Source organism: Klebsiella sp. C283 (genome assembly GCF_048822555.1).
In the GTDB taxonomy this organism is placed as follows: Bacteria; Pseudomonadota; Gammaproteobacteria; order Enterobacterales; family Enterobacteriaceae; genus Klebsiella; species Klebsiella quasipneumoniae.
The window spans coordinates 147,096-169,789 of record NZ_JBMEZS010000007.1 but is presented as its reverse complement, the minus strand read 5'-3'; the positions used below and the strand labels follow the sequence as shown (position 1 = coordinate 169,789).

Annotated in this window: 20 protein-coding genes; 7 read left to right on the top strand and 13 right to left on the bottom strand. The window is 59.1% G+C overall.

Going from position 1 to position 22,694, the window contains the following annotated elements:
* Positions 1-34: 34 nt before the first annotated feature.
* The 8 genes from carB to citC form a co-directional block, all read right to left on the bottom strand.
* On the bottom strand, positions 35-3,259 hold the full coding sequence (gene carB / locus ACOI7Z_RS15345) for a carbamoyl-phosphate synthase large subunit (RefSeq protein WP_004204267.1): 3,225 nt from the start codon (positions 3,257-3,259) through the stop codon (positions 35-37).
* 17 nt (positions 3,260-3,276) lie between these two features.
* Positions 3,277-4,425, bottom strand: a complete 1,149-nt coding sequence (gene carA, locus ACOI7Z_RS15340) for a glutamine-hydrolyzing carbamoyl-phosphate synthase small subunit (protein WP_023291945.1) — start codon at positions 4,423-4,425, stop codon at positions 3,277-3,279.
* Between the two features lie 457 nt (positions 4,426-4,882).
* Positions 4,883-5,704 (bottom strand): 4-hydroxy-tetrahydrodipicolinate reductase, encoded by an 822-nt coding sequence (gene dapB, locus ACOI7Z_RS15335; protein WP_023291944.1) that lies wholly within the window; start codon positions 5,702-5,704, stop codon positions 4,883-4,885.
* Between the two features lie 226 nt (positions 5,705-5,930).
* A complete protein-coding gene (citG, locus tag ACOI7Z_RS15330; protein WP_087848867.1) occupies positions 5,931-6,839 on the bottom strand; it encodes a triphosphoribosyl-dephospho-CoA synthase CitG in 909 nt (302 codons plus the stop codon).
* Between the two features lie 18 nt (positions 6,840-6,857).
* On the bottom strand, positions 6,858-8,384 hold the full coding sequence (gene citF / locus ACOI7Z_RS15325) for a citrate lyase subunit alpha (RefSeq protein WP_032429096.1): 1,527 nt from the start codon (positions 8,382-8,384) through the stop codon (positions 6,858-6,860).
* 10 nt (positions 8,385-8,394) lie between these two features.
* Complete coding sequence (citE, locus tag ACOI7Z_RS15320) at positions 8,395-9,264, bottom strand: citrate (pro-3S)-lyase subunit beta (RefSeq protein ID WP_023291941.1); 870 nt, start codon at positions 9,262-9,264, stop codon at positions 8,395-8,397.
* Positions 9,261-9,554, bottom strand: a complete 294-nt coding sequence (citD, locus tag ACOI7Z_RS15315; protein ID WP_023291940.1) for a citrate lyase acyl carrier protein — start codon at positions 9,552-9,554, stop codon at positions 9,261-9,263. The genes citE and citD overlap by 4 nt, the downstream gene beginning before the upstream one ends.
* 30 nt (positions 9,555-9,584) lie before the next feature.
* A complete protein-coding gene (gene citC, locus ACOI7Z_RS15310) occupies positions 9,585-10,613 on the bottom strand; it encodes a [citrate (pro-3S)-lyase] ligase (RefSeq protein WP_044520982.1) in 1,029 nt (342 codons plus the stop codon).
* Positions 10,614-10,869: 256 nt separating this feature from the next.
* On the opposite strand from citC, the gene citS reads away from it, so the two are divergent.
* The 6 genes from citS (at position 10,870) to ACOI7Z_RS15280 (ending at position 18,211) form a co-directional block, all read left to right on the top strand.
* Entirely contained in the window at positions 10,870-12,210 is a 1,341-nt protein-coding gene (citS, locus tag ACOI7Z_RS15305) for a citrate/sodium symporter CitS (protein WP_023291938.1), read from the top strand.
* Positions 12,211-12,370: 160 nt separating this feature from the next.
* Entirely contained in the window at positions 12,371-12,622 is a 252-nt protein-coding gene (locus ACOI7Z_RS15300; protein ID WP_044520980.1) for an oxaloacetate decarboxylase subunit gamma, read from the top strand.
* Between the two features lie 15 nt (positions 12,623-12,637).
* Complete coding sequence (oadA, locus tag ACOI7Z_RS15295; protein WP_087848866.1) at positions 12,638-14,404, top strand: sodium-extruding oxaloacetate decarboxylase subunit alpha; 1,767 nt, start codon at positions 12,638-12,640, stop codon at positions 14,402-14,404.
* A 15-nt stretch (positions 14,405-14,419) separates the two neighbouring features.
* Entirely contained in the window at positions 14,420-15,721 is a 1,302-nt protein-coding gene (locus ACOI7Z_RS15290) for an oxaloacetate decarboxylase subunit beta (protein ID WP_087848865.1), read from the top strand.
* Positions 15,722-15,885: 164 nt separating this feature from the next.
* A complete protein-coding gene (locus ACOI7Z_RS15285) occupies positions 15,886-17,514 on the top strand; it encodes an ATP-binding protein (protein WP_086075196.1) in 1,629 nt (542 codons plus the stop codon).
* A complete protein-coding gene (locus tag ACOI7Z_RS15280; protein ID WP_044525323.1) occupies positions 17,507-18,211 on the top strand; it encodes a response regulator in 705 nt (234 codons plus the stop codon). Before ACOI7Z_RS15285 ends, ACOI7Z_RS15280 begins: the two co-directional genes overlap by 8 nt.
* 5 nt (positions 18,212-18,216) lie before the next feature.
* Here ACOI7Z_RS15280 and ACOI7Z_RS15275 read toward each other — a convergent pair whose 3' ends face one another.
* Positions 18,217-18,846: a hypothetical protein gene (locus ACOI7Z_RS15275; RefSeq protein ID WP_087848864.1), complete on the bottom strand. Its 630-nt coding sequence runs from the start codon at positions 18,844-18,846 to the stop codon at positions 18,217-18,219.
* Between the two features lie 92 nt (positions 18,847-18,938).
* On the opposite strand from ACOI7Z_RS15275, the gene ACOI7Z_RS15270 reads away from it, so the two are divergent.
* Positions 18,939-19,868 (top strand): LysR family transcriptional regulator, encoded by a 930-nt coding sequence (locus ACOI7Z_RS15270; protein ID WP_087848863.1) that lies wholly within the window; start codon positions 18,939-18,941, stop codon positions 19,866-19,868.
* Here ACOI7Z_RS15270 and ACOI7Z_RS15265 read toward each other — a convergent pair.
* From ACOI7Z_RS15265 to fkpB, 4 genes are all read right to left on the bottom strand, one after another.
* Positions 19,816-20,181 carry a DUF805 domain-containing protein gene (locus ACOI7Z_RS15265; protein ID WP_065882783.1) on the bottom strand — a complete coding sequence of 122 codons (366 nt, stop codon included), beginning with the start codon at positions 20,179-20,181 and terminating at the stop codon, positions 19,816-19,818. The two genes, ACOI7Z_RS15270 and ACOI7Z_RS15265, sit on opposite strands and share 53 nt — an antisense overlap.
* Positions 20,182-20,210: 29 nt before the next feature.
* Complete coding sequence (rihC, locus tag ACOI7Z_RS15260; RefSeq protein ID WP_065882784.1) at positions 20,211-21,125, bottom strand: ribonucleoside hydrolase RihC; 915 nt, start codon at positions 21,123-21,125, stop codon at positions 20,211-20,213.
* 67 nt (positions 21,126-21,192) lie between these two features.
* Positions 21,193-22,143, bottom strand: a complete 951-nt coding sequence (gene ispH, locus ACOI7Z_RS15255; protein ID WP_002887979.1) for a 4-hydroxy-3-methylbut-2-enyl diphosphate reductase — start codon at positions 22,141-22,143, stop codon at positions 21,193-21,195.
* A 1-nt stretch (position 22,144) separates the two neighbouring features.
* On the bottom strand, positions 22,145-22,594 hold the full coding sequence (gene fkpB, locus ACOI7Z_RS15250) for an FKBP-type peptidyl-prolyl cis-trans isomerase (RefSeq protein ID WP_023291927.1): 450 nt from the start codon (positions 22,592-22,594) through the stop codon (positions 22,145-22,147).
* Between the last annotated feature and the right edge of the window lie 100 nt (positions 22,595-22,694).

Below are 22,694 nucleotides of genomic sequence, written 5' to 3'. Positions count from 1 at the left end.
CCAGGTTTGTTGCTATCCGGCCAGGCCGGAGCGCTTATTTGGTGATTTGCGCGTGCATTTCCTGAACCGAAATCACCTTGTCGGTGGCGTCAGCGTTCAGCGCCATCGCGGTGGCAAAGCCGCCGTTCAGGGTGGTGTCATAGTGCACTTTGTACTGCAGGGCGCTGCGGCGAATCAGCTTGGAGTCTTCAATCGCCTGACGACCTGCGGTGGTGTTGATGATGTAGGTATATTCGCCATTCTTGATACGGTCCTGAATGTGCGGACGGCCTTCATGCACCTTGTTCACCAGACGCGGGTTGATGCCGGCTTCGCCCAGCACAATCGCCGTGCCGTGGGTTGCATCCAGCTCGAAACCAAACTTCAGCAGCTTCGCCGCCAGGTCGACCACGCGCTCTTTGTCGCCTTCGCGGACGGAGAGCAGCGCGCGCCCCTGTTTCTTCATGGTCGAGTTGCTGCCCAGCTGCGCCTTGGCGAACGCTTCGGCAAAGGTGCGGCCGACGCCCATCACTTCCCCGGTGGAGCGCATTTCTGGCCCTAACAGCGGGTCAACGCCCGGGAATTTGTTGAACGGCAGAACCACCTCTTTCACCGAGTAGTACGGCGGGATGATCTCTTTGGTCACGCCCTGCTGCGCCAGCGTCTTACCGGCCATCACGCGCGCCGCCACTTTCGCCAGCGGTACGCCGGTGGCTTTGGAGACGAACGGCACGGTACGCGCCGCACGCGGGTTGACTTCAATCAGATAGACTTCGTTATCTTTCACCGCGAACTGGACGTTCATCAGACCGCGAACCTGCAGCTCGAAGGCCAGCTTCTGCACCTGCTCGCGCATCACATCCTGAATCTCTTTGCTCAGGGTGTAGGCTGGCAGGGAACAGGCGGAGTCGCCGGAGTGAACGCCTGCCTGCTCGATATGCTCCATGATGCCGCCAATCAGCACCATTTCGCCATCGCAGATAGCATCGACATCCACTTCAATCGCGTCGTCGAGGAAGCGGTCCAGCAGCACCGGCGCGTCGTTGGAGACGCTGACCGCAGTCTGGAAGTAGCGGCGCAGATCCTGCTCGTCATAGACGATCTCCATCGCCCGGCCGCCCAGCACGTAAGACGGACGCACCACCAGCGGGTAGCCAATCTCTTTCGCTTTCTCTACCGCCTGTTCAATGGCGGTGACGGTGGCGTTCGCCGGCTGCTTCAGCTTCAGACGGTCAACCGCGTGCTGGAAGCGCTCACGGTCTTCCGCACGGTCGATAGCGTCCGGGCTGGTGCCGATAACCGGTACGCCTGCAGCTTCCAGGGCGCGCGCCAGCTTCAGCGGCGTCTGGCCGCCGTACTGCACGATAACGCCTTTTGGCTTCTCGATGCGCACGATTTCCAGCACGTCTTCCAGGGTGACCGGCTCGAAGTACAGACGGTCGGAAGTGTCGTAGTCAGTAGAGACGGTTTCCGGGTTACAGTTGACCATGATGGTCTCGTAACCGTCTTCGCGCAGCGCCAGCGAGGCGTGTACGCAGCAGTAGTCGAATTCGATACCCTGACCGATACGGTTCGGGCCGCCGCCGAGGACCATGATTTTATCGCGGTCAACGGACGGGTTGGACTCGCACTCTTCTTCATAAGTGGAGTACATATAGGCGGTATCGGTGGCGAATTCCGCGGCGCAGGTGTCCACGCGCTTGTAGACCGGATGCAGATCATACTGGTCGCGCAGTTTGCGGATTTCCGCTTCCCGCACGCCCGCCAGCTTCGCCAGACGCGCATCGGCAAAGCCTTTACGCTTCAGGGTGCGCAGGAAGTCAGCGTCGAGGCCGTTGATGCCCACTTCCGCCACTTTCTCTTCCAGACGGACCAGCTCTTCAATCTGCACCAGGAACCAGCGGTCGATGTTGGTCAGGTTGAAGACGCCGTCAACCGAGAGGCCCGCGCGGAACGCGTCGGCGATGTACCAGATACGCTCAGCGCCGGCGTCTTTCAGTTCGCGGCGGATTTTAGTCAGCGCTTCCGGATCGTCGAGGCTCACTTTCGGGTCGAAGCCAGTGGCGCCCACTTCCAGACCGCGCAGCGCTTTCTGCAAGGACTCCTGCTGGGTACGGCCAATCGCCATCACTTCGCCGACGGACTTCATCTGGGTAGTCAGACGGTCGTTGGCGCCGGCGAATTTTTCGAAGTTAAAGCGTGGGATTTTCGTGACCACGTAGTCGATGGACGGCTCGAAGGAAGCCGGGGTACGGCCGCCGGTGATGTCGTTCATCAGCTCGTCGAGGGTGTAACCTACCGCCAGCTTGGCGGCCACTTTAGCAATCGGGAAGCCGGTGGCTTTGGAGGCCAGCGCCGAGGAGCGGGAAACGCGCGGGTTCATTTCGATAACGATCAGGCGACCGTTTTTCGGGTTGACCGCGAACTGAACGTTAGAGCCGCCGGTTTCGACGCCGATTTCACGCAGCACCGCCATCGAGGCGTTACGCATGATTTGGTACTCTTTGTCGGTCAGGGTCTGCGCCGGCGCAACGGTGATGGAGTCACCGGTATGGATCCCCATGGCGTCGAAGTTTTCGATAGAGCAGACGATGATGCAGTTGTCGTTCTTATCGCGCACCACTTCCATCTCATACTCTTTCCAGCCGATCAGCGATTCATCAATCAGCAGCTCGTTGGTGGGAGAAAGATCCAGGCCGCGGGTACAAATCTCTTCGAACTCTTCGCGGTTATAGGCGATGCCGCCGCCGGTGCCACCCATGGTGAACGACGGACGGATGATGCACGGATAGCCGACGTCAGCCGCTACCGCCAGCGCCTCTTCCATCGTGTGGGCGATACCGGAACGCGCGGTGTCGAGACCGATTTTTTTCATCGCGATATCGAAACGGCGACGGTCTTCGGCCTTGTCAATCGCATCGGCGGTGGCGCCAATCATGGTCACGCCGAATTCAGCCAGCACCCCCTGACGCTCCAGCTCCAGCGCGCAGTTCAGCGCCGTCTGGCCGCCCATGGTCGGCAGCACCGCGTCCGGGCGCTCTTTTTCGATGATTTTGCGCACCACTTCCCAGTGAATCGGCTCGATGTAGGTGGCATCGGCCATTTCCGGGTCGGTCATGATGGTCGCCGGGTTAGAGTTCACCAGGATAACGCGGTAGCCCTCTTCGCGCAGGGCTTTACAGGCCTGGGCGCCGGAGTAGTCAAACTCGCACGCCTGACCGATAACAATCGGGCCCGCGCCCAGAATCAGGATACTTTTTATGTCTGTACGTTTTGGCATGGCTCTTTTACTCCTGATTATTTCGCGGACTGACGGTATTGCTCAATTAACTCGATAAAGTGGTCGAACAGCGGCGCGGCATCGTGCGGCCCCGGGCTCGCTTCAGGGTGGCCCTGGAAGCTGAACGCCGGCTTGTCGGTGCGATGGATCCCCTGCAGGGTGCCGTCGAACAGCGACTTGTGGGTCACGCGCAGGTTGGCCGGCAGCGTCGCCTCATCCACGGCGAAACCGTGGTTCTGGGCGGTGATCATCACCACGTTATTATCAATATCTTTCACCGGGTGGTTGCCGCCGTGGTGGCCGAACTTCATCTTAATGGTCTTGGCGCCGCTCGCCAGCGCCAGCAGCTGATGGCCGAGGCAGATGCCGAACACCGGAATATCGGTCTCCAGGAATTTTTCAATCGCGTCGATAGCGTAATCACACGGCGCCGGGTCGCCAGGACCGTTGGAGAGGAAAATGCCGTCCGGATTGAGCGCCAGCACATCCGCCGCCGAAGTCTTCGCCGGCACCACCGTCAGGCGGCAGCCGCGGTCAACCAGCATGCGCAGGATGTTGCGTTTCGCGCCGAAGTCATACGCGACGACGTGGAACGGCAGCTCGCTTTCCGCTTTCGCTTCCGGCAGGTCGCCCGCCAGGGTCCAGCTGCCTTGCGTCCAGCTGTAGGTTTCTGCGGTGGTCACTTCTTTCGCCAGGTCCATGCCGTTCAGGCCAGGGAACGCTTTCGCTTTTTCCAGCGCCAGCTGGGCATCCGGACTGTCGCCCGCGATGATGCAGCCGTTCTGCGCCCCTTTCTCACGCAGCAGACGCGTCAGCTTGCGGGTATCGATATCGGCAATCGCCACGATGTTATGGCGCTTCAGATAGGAAGAGAGGTCTTCGGTACTGCGGAAGTTGCTGGCAATCAGCGGCAGGTCGCGAATAACCAGACCCTGAGCATGTACCTGAGAAGATTCTTCATCGGCGGCATTGGTGCCGACATTACCAATATGAGGATAAGTAAGAGTGACGATTTGGCGGGAATAGGAAGGATCAGTGAGGATTTCTTGATAACCGGTCATTGAAGTATTGAAAACGACTTCCCCAACCGCCGTGCCGGTTGCCCCGATGGCCCGACCGTGAAACTGGGTTCCGTCTTCCAGAACCAATAGCGCTGACTTAATCAAAACATCCTCCAGAGAATATCCACTCACTTTATTTGCATATTAATTCATAAACACGATCTGAATCAATGCAAATCTGTTGCCCGCAGATTTTTGGCAAACGGCGGCATTCTGGAGAGATGTCGGATAAAAGTCAACTTAAAGCGGAGATTTTTAATGTCATTTTACGCCACTGGCGCATAACACGTGATTTTTACGCCAAAAAGATCAACAAACCTGGCTGAGAAAACGCTTGCGGACGGCGAAGAGTGTAAAACCTGGCGCTGAACGGCAAAAAAGTGGACCAAATGGTCAAAATTTACATTTCGTTCACTAAAAAACCGAACTACATCCAAACTTATAGCCTTCTCAGATGAAAAACAACCAAAAACAGCTAAAAATAAAAAAGGGCAACAAAATATTGCCCCTTGCATCAATAACTTATTGATAGCAATAACCACATCACGATGGGTAATAATCGTTATAAACTATTCAGTTCCAGCACGTCGCGCATATCAAAGAGGCCATTTTTCTTGCCTTTCAGCCACAATGCAGAGCGAACCGCGCCATTAGCAAATGTCATCCGACTGGAGGCTTTATGGGTGATCTCAATACGTTCGCCAATATCAGCAAACATCGCTGTATGTTCACCGACGATATCCCCCGCGCGGACGGTCGCGAAGCCAATGGTGCCCGGGACGCGTTCGCCAGTGTGGCCTTCACGACTGTAGACTGCGCAGTCCTTGAGATCTTTGTTCAATGCCCCGGCGATCGCTTCGCCCATCGCCAGCGCGGTGCCTGACGGCGCATCCACTTTATGCCGATGGTGCGCTTCGATAATTTCGATGTCGGTGTAGTCGCCCATCACCTTCGCCGCCTTCTCCAGCAGCTTTAACAGAACATTGACGCCGACGCTAAAGTTAGCGGCAAAGACAATGGCAATCTCCTGCGCGGCATCGCTAATCGCCTGCTTGCCAGCGTCGTCAAAACCGGTGGTGCCGATGACCATCCCTTTGCCGTGGTCGCGGCAAAACGCCAGATGGTTCAGCGTGCCTTCCGGGCGGGTAAAATCGATCAACACGTCGAAATCATCTTTTACCGCCGTCAGGCTACTCTGCACCGTGACGCCCGCTTTGCCGGCGCCCGCCAGCTCGCCGGCGTCGCTACCCACCAGGCTGGATCCTTCACGCTCCAGCGCCGCGCCCAGCGCCACTCCATCCATCTGCAGCGCAGCCTGAATTAACTGGCGTCCCATCCGGCCGCCCGCGCCGGCGATGGCCACGCGGATTTGTGCATCATGCATAGCTATTCTCTTTTGTTAACATTACGTAAATTGTTTTCAGAGTAACCAGCCCGTCAGCGGGCCGCTACTCAAAAACGCCGATAATTAGAAATTTATGACAAACGGCGGACGATATCAGTAAAAACTATATGATTGTGCCGCAATTCCTCGTTTACGCAGTGAGAACCAGGATGCGAATGATGATGCCCCGCCCGCACGGTGCGGGCGAGGGCCATGTTGCAGAGGGTTACAGCGGGAAAAGCGCGCCGGCGGGAAACGCGGATAAAAACCAGGTCACCGCCAGCAGATCGGCGCTACCGCCGGGGCTAAGATGGCGGGCAATCAGATCGTCATCAAACTGGCGCAACGCCTCCAGCCCACCGTCAGCCAGCACGCCGCCCTGCCACAGCAGCCGCTGCGCCTCCTGCTGGACATAGTTCAATCCGGCCAGCCCGCCGCGTGACACCAGGTTGGTGTCATCATTCCATGCCATCAGATGCAGCAGGGTTTGCAGTAGCGCCAGATTGCTGTCGCCGGTCTCCTCCATCATGCGGTTAAAGACCGGTAATGCCTGGGTGCGCACAGTCAGGAATCCGCTCTCCGCCTCGCCGCGGGCGCCGGAGAAGCCGTAACGCAGAAAATGCATCTCGCCTTTGCTCAGCCGTTCCCCACTGGCGGAGGACAATTCCTGCATAACCATGCCGCGACAGAAGCGCGCCACCTGGTCGCAAAGCCGGTGCTGCTCTATCGGCTCGCCTTTCGAGACCAGCCTGCCCGCTGCCGCGCTGAGCAGGCCAAAAGCGAAGATCGCCCCACGATGGGTATTCACCCCGCCGGTGGCCTCCAGCATATCGTTCTCGCAGGCCATTCCCACCGGACGCAGCATCATCAACACCTGCTCCGGCGCGACCGCCGCGGTATCGTGGCCCATGGTAAAAAACTTCTCCATCCACGGCGCCACCACCGCGGTACTGGCCTCAAACGAGGCCAGATCCATATCCCGGTGCGCGCCAGCGTTACGAATATCCACCAGCCCGGGCTTAGGGGTCAGGCGAACTTCGGTCAACAGCGCGCGCTCTACCGCGCTGACCACCTCTTCGGCGCTCAGTGGTTTTCCGCGTAGCACACGCGGAGGTTGAATTAACACGTCGCTCATAGCCTTTCCCCTCTGCGCTTAGTCGCTGTTTTTCACCTGATGGATCACATCGATGACCGAACCGTCGCGATAGCGGACTACCGCCACCACCCGATCGGTAAATTCGATCGCTTTCGGTTTGCCCGTCAGCAACTCCGCGCGCTGCTGCAGTTCCTCAATGGTCATCAGCGCAATACCGGCGTTGCGTAAATTGTCGATCAGGTCCTGGCGCGCCGGGTTTACCGCAATGCCATGGTCGGTGACCAGCACATCCACGCTGGCTCCCGGCGTCACGCGGGTCAGCACCTTTTCCACGACGCAGGGAATGCGGCCGCGAACTAACGGCGCGGTAATGATGGTCAAATCCGCGCCGGCGGCGGTATCGCTATGACCGCCTGACGCGCCGCGCAGCACGCCATTGGAGCCGGTCATCACGTTGACGTTAAAGTCGGTGTCAATTTCCAGCGCGCTGAGCATTACCACGTTTAAGCGCTCGCAGGAGGCCCCTTTGGAACCCGGGCTGGCATATTGATTGGTAGAGATTTCGACGTGGTTCGGGTTCTGCGCCAGCGAGCGCGCCGCATCGCCATCGAACGACTGGGTGTCGAGCAGCGTTTTAATCAGCCCTTTCTCATGCAGATCGACCATCGTCCCGGTGATGCCGCCAAGGCCGAAGCTGGCGGTGATACCGTTGCGGCGCATTTTGTCTTCCAGGAAGCGGCTCACCGCCAGCGAGGCGCCGCCGGTGCCGGTCTGCAGCGAGAATCCCTCTTTAAAGTAACCGGAGTGTTCAACCACCTTCGCCGCCTGGCGGGCGATCAGCAGCTCGCGCGGATTGCTGGTCAGACGAATGGCGCCAGCGGTGATTTTTTCCGGATCGCCTACTTCGTCCACCTGAACGATCAGATCCACCTGATCCTGGGCGATACTGGCCGGGTAGTTAGGGTAGTCCACCCACTCTTCGGTCAACAGCACGACGCATTTGGCATGTTCCGCATCAACGCGCGCGTAGCCCAGCGAGCCGCAGCGCGACTTACCGCTAAAGCCGTTGGCATTGCCAAACTCATCGCAGCAGGGAACGCCGAGGAACGCCACGTCAATGGACAACTCACCGCTTTGGATCAGCTGTACGCGACCACCGTGAGAGTGGATCTGCACCGGATTTTCCATCAGCCCGGCGGAGATCTCCTCGCCGAGCTTCCCGCGCAGGCCGGAGGTGTAGATCTGGCGGATCACGCCGTTTTTAATATGCTCGATCAGCGGCCAGTGAGCGTCGATAAGCGAACTGGACGCCAGGGTCAGATCGCGAAAGCCCATCTCCGCCAGCTTCGCCACCACCATATTGACCACTTTGTCACCGCCGCGAAACGCGTGGTGGAACGAGATGGTCATGCCGTTTCGCAGGCCGGAACGACGGATTGCCGTTTCCAGCGAGTCGCAGATTTTACGCCGGCGCTTTTCCGTCTCACTGGCCAGCCATGGGCTTTTCGCCGTCACGCCGCTGTAAGGGGTCAATCCTTCCGGCATCACATACTGCTGATTAAGCATTGCTACTGTCTCTTTCATCTTATTTCCCTTAATCACGAATACCGGAAGCTGAAAGCGCCACCACTTTGCGCGCGTGGTCGATAATCGGTCCATCGATCATCTTGCCGTTCAGCGACACCACGCCCAGACCGCGCGACTCTGCCTCTTCCGCCGCGGCAATCACCTCCAGCGCATGGTCGACCTCTTTTCGCGTCGGGGCATAGACCTGGTGCAGCAGTTCGATCTGGCGCGGGTTGACCAGTGATTTCCCGTTGAAGCCGAGGTTCTTCGCCAGATTCGCTTCCGCGAGGAAGCCCTCTTCATTATTAATATCCGACCACACGACGTCATAGGCGGCGATGCCGGCGACCCGCGCAGCATGCAGCACGGCGCAGCGGGCATAGAACAGCTCAGTGCCGTCGCCGCGGGAGGTGCCCATATCCATAACGTAGTCGAAGGCCGCCAGCGCGATGGCCGACAGACGCGGGCTGGCGCGGGCGATCTCGACCGCGTTTACCACCCCCAGCGCCGACTCGATGGCCGCCATAAGCCTGGTGCTACCCACTTCCCGGCCGCACTCGCGTTCAATCCGCTCAACGTGGGCTTCCAGTTCATGAATATCTTCTTTGCTGTCGGTTTTCGGCAGACGTACCATGTCCACACCCGCGCGTACCACCGCTTCCAGGTCGGCCAGACCAAACGGCGTATTTAGCGGGTTAATGCGCACCACGGTTTCGATATCCTGATACAGCGGATGCTGCAGCGCCTGATACACCAGCAGGCGAGCGGTATCTTTCTCGCGCAGCGAAACGGCATCTTCAAGGTCGAACATCACCGCATCGGCGCCGTAAACGAATGAAGTACTTAACATGGCGGCATTGGCGCCGGGGATAAACAGCATACTGCGACGTGGTTTCATAGCTGGCTCCATTGCAATTGAGACTGTTGCGCCGCGCGCAGGGCCGCAGCCTGAACCCGGGCGCGCAGAACGCACTCCAGCGCCCCTTTATCATCCACCACCACGTTGGCCTGGCTAACGCCGAGCTGCGTCAGGGTTTCTCTGACCACCTGCTCAATCGCATCGCCAAACTGCTGCTTCACAATGCTGTCGATCTCCAGTTGAATGCCCGGCTGCGTCGCCGGCCCAATCCTGACCATCACATCGCTGGACTCCAGCGTGCCGGCCAGGGCGTCAATCTTCATTTCCATAGAGGCAAATCCTTTGTTATGGCGTAAAAATCAGGCGGTTTGATGTTCGCTTTCCGCCAGTTGCATCAGAAAAGAGAGGGTTCCCGGCGGCACCAGCGCCGCCACCGCCTGCCAGTTGCGCTGCCGGTACAGTTCGCGCACCCTGGAAGCCGATATCGGCCCGCCGTTTTTTTCGATTCGCGCCAGCTCAACCACCTCAACAGGCGGCGCGTCGCCTGGCGCTGCCAGCAACGCTTTCATACGCTGGTTGTAATGGCGGGTCAGCGAACACAGCGGCTCAGTGCCGACAAAACGATGGGTTATCTTCAGCGCCGGGGCTAAATGTTCGCGGAACAGCTGGAGATCGATCTGGTTGTGGCAGTCATCCACCACCCCCTGTTCTTTGAGGAAGTAGCCAGGGAAGGTGGCCCGCGAGATGAGGTATGCCGAACCGGGATGCAGCGTTACCTTGTCGATGCCGGCAATCCCTTTTTCGATGAGCGTGTAGCGATCCTGATACGTGAAACGGGAGGCATCCTCTTTCACCACAAACAGGTGTAGCCAGTCGCACTGACGGGCCGCCTGCTCCACCAGCCAGCGGTGGCCGAGCGTGAACGGGTTGGCGTTCATCACGATAGCGCCTATTTTGCGTCCCGGCTGACGGTACATCGCCAGCTGGCGGCAGTAGCGGGTCAGCCGTTCGCGGCTATTTTCCAGTAACACGGCGAGATCGCCGGCCTGCGCGATTGGCCAGAATCCGGCGCCGGCAAAGAGCGCGGCGTTACAGGGCTTAGTGAATAAAAACAGTTCACTGCGCCCCAGCTCGTAGGCCAGGGTGAGTAATTCTGTCAGTAGCTTAAGGCTCAGCCCCTCCCCCTGCAGCGAGGGGTCGATAGCGATGCACTTCAGGACGTTGCCGGCGATGGCGCCGCAGCCGACCAGCCGCTGCTGATACTCGGCGACAATGGCCATTTCGCAATCAGCCTCTAATGAGAGCTGATGCTGACGGAGAAAGAGGTCAATCGCCTCTCGCCGCGATTTATCCTTCCGTAGCAGAACGCGTTTTAATATCAGAGTCATTTTTTAGCGCTTCGTTATTCCAAAACGACCTGTATTTCGCCAGCGTTCGGCTATCGATTCTTGTATTTAAATCACAATTTTTCCCGTCGCTTAATTGGCTTTATGGTTTTTATGTTGTTAATTCATTCAGCATAATAAAAATAATTAAATTAATTAAAAACACGAGTATTCAGTGAAGGTTATCACACCTTAACACTGAGTCTATTTATTACTATGCGCCGGTCTTATTACTTCATTGATAAACAGGATAACGTTTATGACTAACATGAGCCAGGCTCCGGCGACGGAGAAAAAGGGCGTAAGCGACCTGCTGGGATTTAAAATCTTCGGCATGCCGTTACCCCTTTATGCGTTTGCGTTAATTACGCTATTACTTTCCCACTTCTTTAATGCGTTACCCACCGACCTGGTTGGCGGCTTTGCCATTATGTTTATTATCGGTGCCATCTTTGGCGAGATTGGCAAACGGCTGCCGATATTTAATAAATATATTGGCGGCGCGCCGGTGATGATCTTCCTCGTCGCCGCTTATTTCGTTTACGCAGGCATTTTTACCCAAAAAGAAATTGATGCAATCACTAATGTGATGGATAAAAGCAACTTCCTGAACTTATTCATCGCAGTTTTGATAACTGGCGCCATTCTCTCGGTTAACCGTAAACTGCTGTTGAAATCGCTGCTGGGTTATATTCCGACGATCCTTATGGGGATCCTCGGCGCATCTATCTTCGGGATTATCATCGGCCTGTGCTTCGGTATTTCCGTAGACCGCATCATGATGCTGTACGTCCTGCCGATTATGGGCGGCGGTAACGGCGCAGGCGCGGTTCCGCTGTCCGAAATTTATCACTCCGTCACCGGCCGCTCCCGTGAAGAGTACTACTCCACCGCGATTGCCATTCTGACCATCGCCAATATCTTCGCCATCGTTTTTGCCGCGCTGCTCGATATTATCGGTAAAAAACACACCTGGCTGAGCGGGGAAGGCGAACTGGTACGTAAAGCCTCCTTTAAAGTTGATGATGATGAAAAAGCAGGCCAGATTACCCATCGCGAAACGGCAGTCGGCCTGGTGCTCGCCACCACCTGTTTCCTGCTGGCCTACGTCATTGCCAAGAAAATTTTGCCAAGCATTGGCGGTGTCTCAATCCACTATTTCGCCTGGATGGTGCTGATCGTCGCGGCGCTGAACGCTTCCGGCCTCTGCTCGCCGGAGATCAAAGCCGGGGCCAAACGCCTGTCTGACTTCTTCTCTAAGCAGCTGCTGTGGGTACTGATGGTCGGGGTCGGCGTGTGCTACACCGACCTGCAGGAAATTATCGACGCGATTACCTTCGCGAACGTCATCATCGCTGCGGTAATCGTCGTGGGTGCTGTCGTCGGGGCGGCCATCGGCGGCTGGATGATTGGCTTCTTCCCGATCGAATCCGCCATCACCGCAGGCCTGTGCATGGCTAACCGCGGCGGCTCAGGCGACCTGGAAGTGCTCTCTGCCTGTAACCGTATGAATCTTATCTCTTATGCGCAAATCTCCTCCCGTCTGGGCGGCGGTATTGTGCTGGTCATCGCCAGCATTGTGTTCGGCATGATGATGTAACCAACACGCACGATGGCGATGTTTGAGCGTCAACCACAGCGATGCCAGTCAGGGGCCAGAGCCGGGGGCGGCTTCGGGAAATCCACCCTGCTCCTTAGCCGGAAGTATCGTTTGGTTAGCCTTCAAACACGCCGTCGTGCCCTTACTTTAGGGTCTTTCAATGACTGAAGCTGTACTGCTGGGTGAAGGCTTCACCCTGATGTGCCTCGGCATGGGGTTCGTGCTGGCGTTTCTGTTTCTGCTGATTTTCGCCATCCAGGGGATGTCCGCCGCCGTCAACCGCTTCTTCCCCGAACCGGCTGCGGCGCCGAAAGCGACGCCACTGCCCGCCGTTGCGCCCGCCGGCGACTTCGCCCGCTTAACGCCGGCGATTGTCGCCGCCATTCACCACCACCGCCGTCTTCACCCTTAATTCACGGAGGAATTCATGACCGTTGCCATTACCGATGTCGTCCTGCGCGACGCCCACCAGTCCCTGTTCGCCACCCGTCTGCGTCTCGACGATATGCTCCCCGTCGCCGCTCAGCTTGACGACGTCGGCTACCGCTCGCTGGAGTGCTGGGGCGGGGCCACCTTTGACGCCTGCATCCGCTTCCTCGGCGAGGACCCGTGGGTCCGCCTGCGCGAGCTGAAAAAGGCGATGCCGAAGACCCCCCTGCAGATGCTGCTCCGCGGCCAGAACCTGCTCGGCTACCGTCACTACGCCGACGACGTGGTCGAACGCTTCGTGGAGCGCGCCGTCAAAAACGGCATGGACGTCTTCCGCGTCTTCGACGCCATGAACGACCCGCGCAACATGCAGGCCGCCCTGCAGGCGGTCCGCAGCCACGGCGCCCACGCCCAGGGCACCCTGAGCTACACCACCAGCCCGGCCCACACCCTGCAGACCTGGCTCGACCTCACCGAACAGCTGCTGGAGACCGGCGTCGACTCCATCGCGATTAAAGACATGTCCGGCATTCTTACCCCCGGCGCCGCCTTTGAGCTGGTCAGCGAAATCAAAAAACGCTTTGCCGTCACCCTGCACCTGCACTGCCACGCCACCACCGGTATGGCGGAGATGGCCCTGCTAAAGGCCATTGAAGCCGGCGTCGACGGCGTCGATACCGCCATCTCCTCGATGAGCGCCACCTACGGCCACCCGGCCACCGAGGCGCTGGTGGCCACCCTCGCCGGCACGCAATATGACACCGGGCTGGATATCCACAAGCTGGAGAGCATCGCGGCGTACTTCCGCGAAGTGCGTAAGAAGTACCACGCCTTCGAGGGCCAGCTGAAGGGCACCGACAGCCGTATCCTCGTCGCCCAAGTGCCGGGCGGGATGCTCACCAACCTAGAAAGCCAGCTGAAGCAGCAGAACGCCGCGGACAAACTCGACCAGGTACTGGCGGAAATCCCCCGCGTGCGCGAGGACCTCGGCTTCATCCCGCTGGTCACCCCGACCTCGCAGATTGTCGGCACCCAGGCGGTGCTCAACGTCCTGACCGGCGAGCGCTACAAAACCATCGCGAAGGAGACCGCCGGTATCCTGAAGGGTGAGTACGGCCGCACCCCGGCGCCGGTGAACGCCGCCCTGCAGGCGCGGGTGCTGGAAGGGGCAGAAGCCATCACCTGCCGCCCGGCGGACCTGCTGAAGCCGGAGCTGGCGCAGCTGGAAGCCGATGTGAAGCACCAGGCGCAGGAGAAGAATATTCAGCTGGCGGAGAACGCCATCGACGACGTGCTCACCGTGGCCCTGTTCCCCCAGCCCGGCCTGAAGTTCCTCGAAAACCGCCATAACCCGGCGGCCTTTGAACCGGTGCCGCAGGTGGAAGACGCCAGGCCTGCCGCGCCGGCGAAAGCCGCCGCCTCCGGCGTCTACACCGTGGAAGTGGAAGGCAAAGCCTTTGTGGTGAAGGTCAGCGACGGCGGCGACGTCAGCCAGCTGACGGCAGCGGCTCCCGTGCAGGCCGCTGCGCCTGCCGCCGCCCCGGCCGGCGCCGGCACCCCGGTCACCGCGCCGCTGGCGGGCACTATCTGGAAAGTGATTGCCGGCGAGGGTCAGAGCGTGGCCGAAGGCGACGTGCTGCTGATTCTGGAAGCCATGAAGATGGAAACCGAAATCCGCGCCGCTCATGCCGGGACCGTCCGCGGTATCGCGGTGAAAGCCGGCGATGCGGTGGCGGTCGGCGACACCCTGCTGCAGCTGGCGTAACGACGAGGAGCGGAAATGGAAAGTCTGAACGCCCTGATTCAGGGGATGGGGCTGATGCACCTGGGGTTCGGCCAGGCGGTGATGCTGCTGGTCAGCCTGCTGCTGCTCTGGCTGGCGATTGCGAAGAAGTTCGAGCCGCTGCTGCTGCTGCCGATTGGCTTCGGCGGCCTGCTCTCCAATATCCCGGAGGCCGGGCTGGCGCTCACCGCCCTGGAGAGCCTGCTGGCCCACCACGACCCGGCGCAGCTGGCGGTGATTGCCGCGAAGCTCCACTGCGCGCCGGACGTCCACGCCATTAAGGAGGCGCTGGCCCTGGCCCTGCCGTCGGTGCAGGGGCAGATGGAGAGCCTGGCGGTGGACATGGGCTACTCCGCCGGGGTGCTGGCCATCTTCTATAAGGTGGCGATTGGCTCGGGCATCGCGCCGCTGGTGATTTTTATGGGCGTCGGGGCGATGACCGACTTCGGCCCGCTGCTGGCCAACCCGCGCACCCTGCTGCTGGGGGCGGCGGCGCAGTTCGGTATCTTCGCCACCGTCCTCGGGGCGCTGACGCTGAACTACTTCGGCCTGATTTCGTTCACCCTGCCGCAGGCGGCGGCCATCGGCATCATCGGCGGCGCCGACGGCCCGACGGCGATTTACCTGTCGGGCAAGCTGGCGCCGGAGCTGCTGGGGGCCATCGCGGTGGCCGCCTACTCCTACATGGCGCTGGTGCCGCTGATCCAGCCGCCGATCATGAAAGCGCTGACCACGGATAAGGAGCGGAAGATCCGCATGGTGCAGCTGCGTACGGTGAGTAAGCGGGAGAAGATCCTCTTCCCGGCGGTGCTGTTGCTGCTGGTGGCGCTCCTGCTGCCGGACGCCGCGCCGCTGCTGGGGATGTTCTGCTTCGGCAACCTGATGCGCGAGAGCGGGGTGGTGGAGCGCCTGAGCGATACGGTGCAGAACGCGCTGATCAACATCGTGACCATCTTCCTCGGGCTTTCGGTGGGGGCCAAGCTGGTGGCGGACAAGTTCCTGCAGCCGCAGACCCTGGGGATCCTGGTGCTGGGGGTGATCGCCTTCTGCGTGGGGACCGCCGCCGGGGTGCTGATGGCGAAGCTGCTGAACAGGTTCAGTAAGAACCCGATCAACCCGCTGATCGGTTCAGCCGGGGTGTCGGCGGTGCCGATGGCGGCAAGGGTGTCGAACAAGGTGGGTCTGGAAGCGGACGGGCAGAACTTCCTGCTGATGCACGCGATGGGCCCGAACGTGGCGGGGGTGATCGGCTCGGCGATCGCCGCCGGGGTGATGCTCAAGTACGTGCTGGCGATGTAGGCCGGCGTCCTCCCCGGAGGCGTGGCCGTTGCCCCGCCTCCGGGTCAGGATTAACAACGCCCTTTGCCATCGATCACTTTTCTGAAATTAGCGGTTCTGTGCGCCATCTGCGGGTTCTCGGGCCGCGAAACGGGGAAACTAATCATTTAATGTCTATTGGCGCTATGTATACCCGAAAAATCACCCACTGGTTTGCCAGGCGATCGTTTCAGAATCGCATCTTCCTGCTGATCTTATTCACCTCGACGATCGTTATGCTGGCGATGTCATGGTATCTGACCGACATTACCGAAGAGCGTCTGCATTACCAGGTCGGGCAGCGGGCGCTGATTCAGGCAATGCAGATTTCGGCGATGCCGGAGCTGGTCGAGGCGGTTCAGAAACGCGACCTCGCCAGAATCAAAGCGCTTATCGACCCCATGCGTTCGTTCTCCGACGCCACCTATATCACCGTCGGTGATGCTAACGGCCAGCGCCTCTATCACGTCAACCCTGATGAAATCGGCAAATCGATGGAGGGCGGCGATAGCGATGAAGCACTATTAAACGCGAAAAGCTACGTGTCAGTGCGCAAAGGCTCGCTGGGCTCCTCGCTGCGCGGTAAATCACCGATTCAGGACGAGACCGGCAAGGTGATCGGCATTGTGTCGGTAGGCTATACCATTGAACAGTTAGAGAACTGGCTCAGCCTGCAGATAAGCTCGCTGCTGATCCCGATGGCGATCATGTTACTGCTCCTGCTCTACTGCGCCCGCCGCTTCTCGTTGCATATCAAAAAGCAGATGCTGAATATGGAACCCCAACAGCTGTCGCAGCTGTTGATCCAGCAAAGCGTATTGTTTGAATCCGTGTTCGAAGGGCTTATCGCCATCGACTCCCGTTACAAGATCACCGCGATTAATCAGACTGCCCGCCGGTTGCTCAACCTGAGCCAACCGGAAACGACGCTTATCGGTAAAGGGATCAGCAGCGTGATTTCGCAGGAGGCTTTCTTCTACGATGCGCCGCAGACCAATAAAAAAGACGAGATCGTCACCTTCAATCAGATCAAAGTGATCGCCAGCCGGATGGCGGTGATCTTAAATAATGAGCCACAGGGCTGGGTGATCAGCTTTCGTAGTAAAGACGATATCAACACCCTCAGCCTGCAGCTTAGCCAGGTACAACAATATGCCGATAACCTGCGCGCCGTGCAGCATGAGCATCGCAATCTGATCTCCACCATCGCCGGCCTGCTGTTTCTTAAACGCTACGATCATGCGCTGGATCTGATCCAACAGCAGTCGGAAAGTCACCAGAAGGTCATCGATTTTATCGCGCGTAATTTCCAGGACAACCACCTGGCCGGGCTGTTGATCGGCAAATATTACCGGGCCAAAGAGCTTGGACTTGAGCTGATTTTCGATCCAGCCTGCTTCGTCGACAGATTACCCACCGCCCTTTCTCACAACGAATGGATCTCGATCGTGGGGAATCTGCTTGATAACGCCTACAATGCCAGCCTGCAACAGCCGCAGGGCTCAAGGCAGATAGAGTGCCTGATCAACAGTGACGGCCACGAGGTGATTATCGAGGTCGCCGATCAGGGATGCGGCATTGACGAGACGCTGCGCGATCGGATCTTCGAGCGCGGCGTCACCAGCAGCGTCAGCAAAGATCATGGCATCGGACTCTGGCTGGTTCGCAGCTACGTGGAACAGGCAGGCGGCAGCATCGTCGTCGAAAATAACATTCCTTTTGGCACCATCTTTACTCTTTATATTCCCCTGACCCGAGATGAACATCATGGATAGCATCACCACTCTTATCGTTGAAGACGAACCTATGCTGGCGGAGATCCTGGTGGATAACATCAAACAGTTTCCCCAGTTCGACGTCATTGGCATTGCGGATAAACTCGAGAGCGCCAGGAAACAACTCAGACTGTATCAACCGCAGTTGATCCTGCTGGATAATTTCTTACCTGACGGCAAAGGTATCGACCTGATCCGCCATGCGGTCAGTACCCATTACAAGGGGCGGATTATCTTTATTACCGCTGATAATCATATGGATACCATCAGCGAAGCACTGCGCCTGGGGGTGTTCGACTATCTGATTAAGCCGGTGCACTATCAGCGCCTGCAGCACACCCTGGAGCGCTTCGCTCGCTATCGCAGCTCGCTGCGTTCCAGCGAACAGGCCAGCCAGATCCACGTCGATGCGCTGTTTAATATTCAGGCTCGGGAACAGACGGAACCGGCCAGCGCACCGCTACGCGGGATTGATGAAAGCACCTTTCAGCGCGTACTCCAGCTGTTTGCCGACACGGGGGTGGTGCATACCGCCGACTCGCTGGCGCGTATCCTTGGCAGCAGCAAAACCACCGCCCGCCGTTATCTGGAACAAGGGGTGAAGAACGACTTTCTGGAAGCGGAAATTAGCTACGGCAAGGTTGGTCGACCGGAGCGTATTTATCGCGGCAAACAGACCTCCCCTGAGCAGGTCTGAAACGTTTACGCCAGGGAATAGCTGATCACCAACTGCCCCTTCTTCATCTTAATCTCACTGATAAGAATGTCGCCCAGTTCCGCCAGGCGGGCGACATGTGTGCCACCGCAGGGATAGGCGGGCAGTTCGCCAAACCCCACCATGCGCAAACCCTCAGCGAAGATCACCTGACGCGGGAGGTCCTGCGCCTGCCATGCCTTCACCTGGCTCAGCAGCGCGCTGGCGTCGGGTATCACGGCGTGGTTCCCGCCGGTGAAAGCGATCCGCCCCTCGCCAGGCCAGTGGTGCGCTTTCACCGGTTGCCAGCCAAGCTGCTCGCCCGCCAGGCCAAGCAGGTGGCCGGCGGAATGCAGGCGGGCATGCAGTTGTCTCGCGGAGGCATCTATTCTCATCTCCACTTCACCGAGGGGAAGCGGTTGCGACAGAATATGCAGCACGCTGTCGCCGCGCACAACCACCGTCTCAACGGCCTGACCAGCTATCCAGCCGCGATCCGCCGGTTGACCGCCCCCTTGCGGGTGAAACAGCGTCCGATTCAGTTCGATGGCGTAGCGGCCATCCGCTTCCGCAGTGCAGGCGATGATCTGGGCGCGCCCATCGGTAGCGTCGCTGGTGTAATAAACCCGTTCAGTCATAGTGATTCTCCTCTCTGTCCGCCCAGTATATTATTAATACCGACAGCGATAATCCTATCACCCGCCAATGCACTCTTGCTCCGGGAGCACAAATGAATCTCAGCCTCCTGCCCGACCTTGCCCTTTTCGTCCAGATCGTCGACCAGGGCAGCTTCTCCGCCGTCGCCCGCCAGAGCGGCATTACCCCTTCCGCCGTTAGCCGCAGCGTGTCGCGGCTGGAGCGAGAGATGGGCTGCAAACTGCTGCAGCGTACCACCCGCAAGCTGCGTCTGAGCGATGCCGGGGAAACGGTGTATCAGCATGCCCAGCAGATGCTGGAAGCGGCGCGACAGGCGATGGATTCCGCCGGCAGTCGCCAAACGGTCGCCCAGGGAAAGCTGACGCTCAGCGTACCGAAAGCCGTCGGCCGCTTCGTGATCCATCCGCTGATGATGGCGTTTTTTCAGCGTTACCCGCAGGTTGACGTCTGCCTGCGGCTGGAAGATCGCCCTCTGGATTTTATCGATGACGGTATCGATCTGGCGTTACGCATCACCGATACCCCCTCGCCCGGTCTGCATGGCAAACCGTTGATGCCAGTCACGCACGTTATCTGCGCCACTGAGGTCTATTTACAGCGCCACGGTATGCCGCGCACGCCGCAGGAACTGCGCGCGCACAGCTGCATCAGCCTTGGCGAAACGCCCGCCGACGCGCGCTGGAAGTTCCGTCGGGAAGGGAGAACCGAAACGGTGCAAACATACGGGCGGTACGCCGCCAACCATACCGCCGTGCGCCTCGACGCGGTCAGGCAGCATTTAGGGATCGGCAGCCTGCCGCTGTTCACCGCCCGCGAAGCGCTGGCGAATGGCGACATCGTGCAGGTGCTGCCCGAATGGGAATTTATCAGCAGCTACTCTGGCGATCTGTGGCTGCTCTGGGCGGGAGATAAGCATATGCCCGCCAGAATGCGGGCGATGATTGATTATCTCAGCGAGACGGTGCCGACGCTGAACGCAGGCAGCATAGCGCCAGCGAAATAACCGCAAACCACGGAATGATAATCCCCAGCACGAACCAGAGCCCGGAGCGGCCGATATCATGCATCCGCCGGCAGCCGATCGCCAGCAGAGGGAGAGTCATCAGCAGCAACCACAGCGCAGCAAAGGGAATAACAACAAAACTGAGGATGCCGTATTGAGGGTTAATGCTGGTTGCCAGCCACCAGACGGCCAGCGGCGCGCTGGCGATCAGTAGATTGATAAGAAAAAACGTCCAGAACTGCTGTCGGCTGGCCCGGCCGCTAAAATTAAAGGTCTCTTTCCAGCCGCTTAAATACGCCTGTCCATAGGTCATCACTTCTCTCCTTGAAGATTGGGTGAGTATTACGGCGCCAGGGCGATCACCTCCGCCGCCCAGCGCTGAAACCCTTCGACATCGATATCCAGCGCCACCTGGGCATTGGCCGGCTGGCCCAGTCGCCCTTCGATATCTACCACCGTGGCGCCGGCGGTCCAGGTTCCCTGCGTCTCCACCGCCACAAAACACGGCTGTAGGGTGAACAGTTCCGGGCGGACCAGCCATGCGATAGCGCAGAGATCGTGCATTCTCAGACCACTACTCATGCTGCCGCTGCGATAGTGGCTAAACAGCGCATGGAGCATTTTACCGGTCTGATTCAGCGTCGGCAGGGTCGCCAGATAATCCGCCGTCAGCAGCGCCCGATTGGTGACGTCCAGTCCGCACATGACAATCTCCAGCCCGCTGTGGAAGACTTTCGCGGCGGCTTCCGGGTCGATGGCAATATTGAATTCGGCATTCGGCGTAAAGTTGCCCCGGCCCGCCGAGCCGCCCATGATCACCAGCCGGCGAATGTTGAACACGCATTCCGGATACTGGGTCAGCAGCAGCGCAATATTGGTCAATGGGCCAATCGCCACCAGAGTGATCGGCTCGGCAGCATGCATCAGCGCATCGCGGATCGCCTGGAAGGCCGGCTTCGCCAGCGGCTGCCGGTGATGCTCAACAAAGTCATACCCTTCCATACCGGATTCGCCATGCACCGAGGCGGCATCGCGCAGGGGACGCACCAGCGGCATCGAGGCGCCCTGCGCCAGCGGCACATCGGCATGCCAGAAGTGCAGCAGCTGCAGCGCGTTACGGGTCGTCTTCTCTACCGAGACATTGCCCGCCACGGTGGTCATCAGCTGCAGATCCAGCTCAGGGGCGAACAGCGCCGCGGCAATAGCGGCAGCATCGTCGATGCCCGGGTCTGTATCAAGAATGATCGGTAAGCGCATGGTTTCTCCCTAAAAAAAATGCCAGACGTTAAGTCTGGCATCTTCTCATACTGCTGACGGAAAGAACTTACTCTACTTCACGGACATCCACACGCAGCTCTTTCGGCACTTCAAAGACGATATTCTCTTCCCGGCCTTCCAGCGGTACGGCTTCGCCGCCGCCCAGCTCCTGCAGGCGGGTAATGACGTTCTGCACCAGAATATCCGGCGCCGACGCGCCCGCCGTCACGCCGACGCAGGCAGCATCCTTGACCCACGCTTCCTGAATATCGGAGGCATCGTCAATCAGGTAAGCCGCCTTACCCATCCGCTGCGCCAGTTCGGCGAGGCGGTTTGAGTTGGAGGAGTTTTTCGAACCAACCACCAGCACCACGTCAGCCTGCTCCGCCAGCGCGCGCACCGCTTCCTGACGGTTAGTGGTGGCATAGCAAATGTCGTCTTTGCGCGGGCCGACGATTTTCGGGAAACGCGCGCGCAGCGCGTCAATCACATCCGAGGTATCATCCACCGAGAGGGTGGTCTGGGTCATAAACGACAGCCGGGCGTCGTTTTTGACTTCCAGCTTGAGTACGTCTTCCGGCGACTCGACCAGGTACATGCCCCCTTGCGGGTTATTGTACTGCCCCATCGTGCCTTCGACTTCCGGGTGCCCGGCATGGCCGATCAGAATCGACTCTTCGCCACGGCGGCTGGCGCGGGCGACTTCCATATGCACTTTCGTCACCAGCGGACAGGTGGCGTCGAACACCGTCAGATCGCGGCTCTTCGCTTCATTCCGTACCGCCTGCGATACGCCGTGAGCGGAGAAGATCAGGATCGCGCCATCCGGTACTTCGCTGATCTGTTCGATAAAAATGGCGCCGCGCTTGCGCAGGCTATCCACCACATAGCGGTTGTGCACCACTTCATGACGAACATAGATCGGCGCGCCGTACAGCGTCAGCGCGTTTTCTACAATGCTGATAGCGCGGTCAACGCCAGCGCAAAAGCCGCGCGGGTTAGCCAACAGGATCTGCATGTTAATCCTCCAGCGCCGGATCGATCTCCAGCACTTCAATATCAAAATGAACGGTGCGCCCGGCCAGCGGATGGTTGAAGTCGACGGTGATGGAATCGCCGTTCACTTCACGGATCACGCCAGGCATTTCGCTGCCATCCATTGCGGTAAAGAGCATAATCGCGCCGATCTCCGGCTCGCCGGCGTCGATAAACTCGCGGCGAGAGAAATACTGAATCAGGTCCGGGCTCGGGACGCCAAATGCGGCGTCAGGCTCCAGCGAAAAGGCCTTTTTCTCGCCCTCTTTCAGACCAAGAAGCTGTTGCTCCAGCCCCTCAGACAGGGAGGTGTCGCCGAGGCGAAACAGCGCCGGTTTGCCATTGTTACGGGTGGACTCGGCGGTGGATCCATCGTCCAGCTTCAGCGTGAAGTGAACGAGAACCGCGCTGTTGCTCTGTACGGATTTAGACATGCAAATTGCTCGCTTGTTTTCGGCCTCCTGTTGCCCGGAGGCGCTACGCTTACCGGGCGACGGGAGACCACACATTCTGTAGGCCGGGCTGACGTGGCGC

Bases quoted from the DNA above. Each gene is read 5' to 3' on its own strand.
- carB (WP_004204267.1), bottom strand. From the start codon at position 3,259: ATGCCAAAACGTACAGACATAAAAAGTATCCTGATTCTGGGCGCGGGC.
- dapB (WP_023291944.1), bottom strand. From the start codon at position 5,704: ATGCATGATGCACAAATCCGCGTGGCCATCGCCGGCGCGGGCGGCCGG.
- citG (WP_087848867.1), bottom strand. From the start codon at position 6,839: ATGAGCGACGTGTTAATTCAACCTCCGCGTGTGCTACGCGGAAAACCA.
- citF (WP_032429096.1), bottom strand. From the start codon at position 8,384: ATGAAAGAGACAGTAGCAATGCTTAATCAGCAGTATGTGATGCCGGAA.
- citE (WP_023291941.1), bottom strand. From the start codon at position 9,264: ATGAAACCACGTCGCAGTATGCTGTTTATCCCCGGCGCCAATGCCGCC.
- citD (WP_023291940.1), bottom strand. From the start codon at position 9,554: ATGGAAATGAAGATTGACGCCCTGGCCGGCACGCTGGAGTCCAGCGAT.
- citC (WP_044520982.1), bottom strand. From the start codon at position 10,613: ATGACTCTGATATTAAAACGCGTTCTGCTACGGAAGGATAAATCGCGG.
- citS (WP_023291938.1), top strand. From the start codon at position 10,870: ATGACTAACATGAGCCAGGCTCCGGCGACGGAGAAAAAGGGCGTAAGC.
- ACOI7Z_RS15300 (WP_044520980.1), top strand. From the start codon at position 12,371: ATGACTGAAGCTGTACTGCTGGGTGAAGGCTTCACCCTGATGTGCCTC.
- oadA (WP_087848866.1), top strand. From the start codon at position 12,638: ATGACCGTTGCCATTACCGATGTCGTCCTGCGCGACGCCCACCAGTCC.
- ACOI7Z_RS15290 (WP_087848865.1), top strand. From the start codon at position 14,420: ATGGAAAGTCTGAACGCCCTGATTCAGGGGATGGGGCTGATGCACCTG.
- ACOI7Z_RS15285 (WP_086075196.1), top strand. From the start codon at position 15,886: ATGTATACCCGAAAAATCACCCACTGGTTTGCCAGGCGATCGTTTCAG.
- ACOI7Z_RS15280 (WP_044525323.1), top strand. From the start codon at position 17,507: ATGGATAGCATCACCACTCTTATCGTTGAAGACGAACCTATGCTGGCG.
- ACOI7Z_RS15275 (WP_087848864.1), bottom strand. From the start codon at position 18,846: ATGACTGAACGGGTTTATTACACCAGCGACGCTACCGATGGGCGCGCC.
- ACOI7Z_RS15270 (WP_087848863.1), top strand. From the start codon at position 18,939: ATGAATCTCAGCCTCCTGCCCGACCTTGCCCTTTTCGTCCAGATCGTC.
- ACOI7Z_RS15265 (WP_065882783.1), bottom strand. From the start codon at position 20,181: ATGACCTATGGACAGGCGTATTTAAGCGGCTGGAAAGAGACCTTTAAT.
- rihC (WP_065882784.1), bottom strand. From the start codon at position 21,125: ATGCGCTTACCGATCATTCTTGATACAGACCCGGGCATCGACGATGCT.
- ispH (WP_002887979.1), bottom strand. From the start codon at position 22,143: ATGCAGATCCTGTTGGCTAACCCGCGCGGCTTTTGCGCTGGCGTTGAC.
- fkpB (WP_023291927.1), bottom strand. From the start codon at position 22,594: ATGTCTAAATCCGTACAGAGCAACAGCGCGGTTCTCGTTCACTTCACG.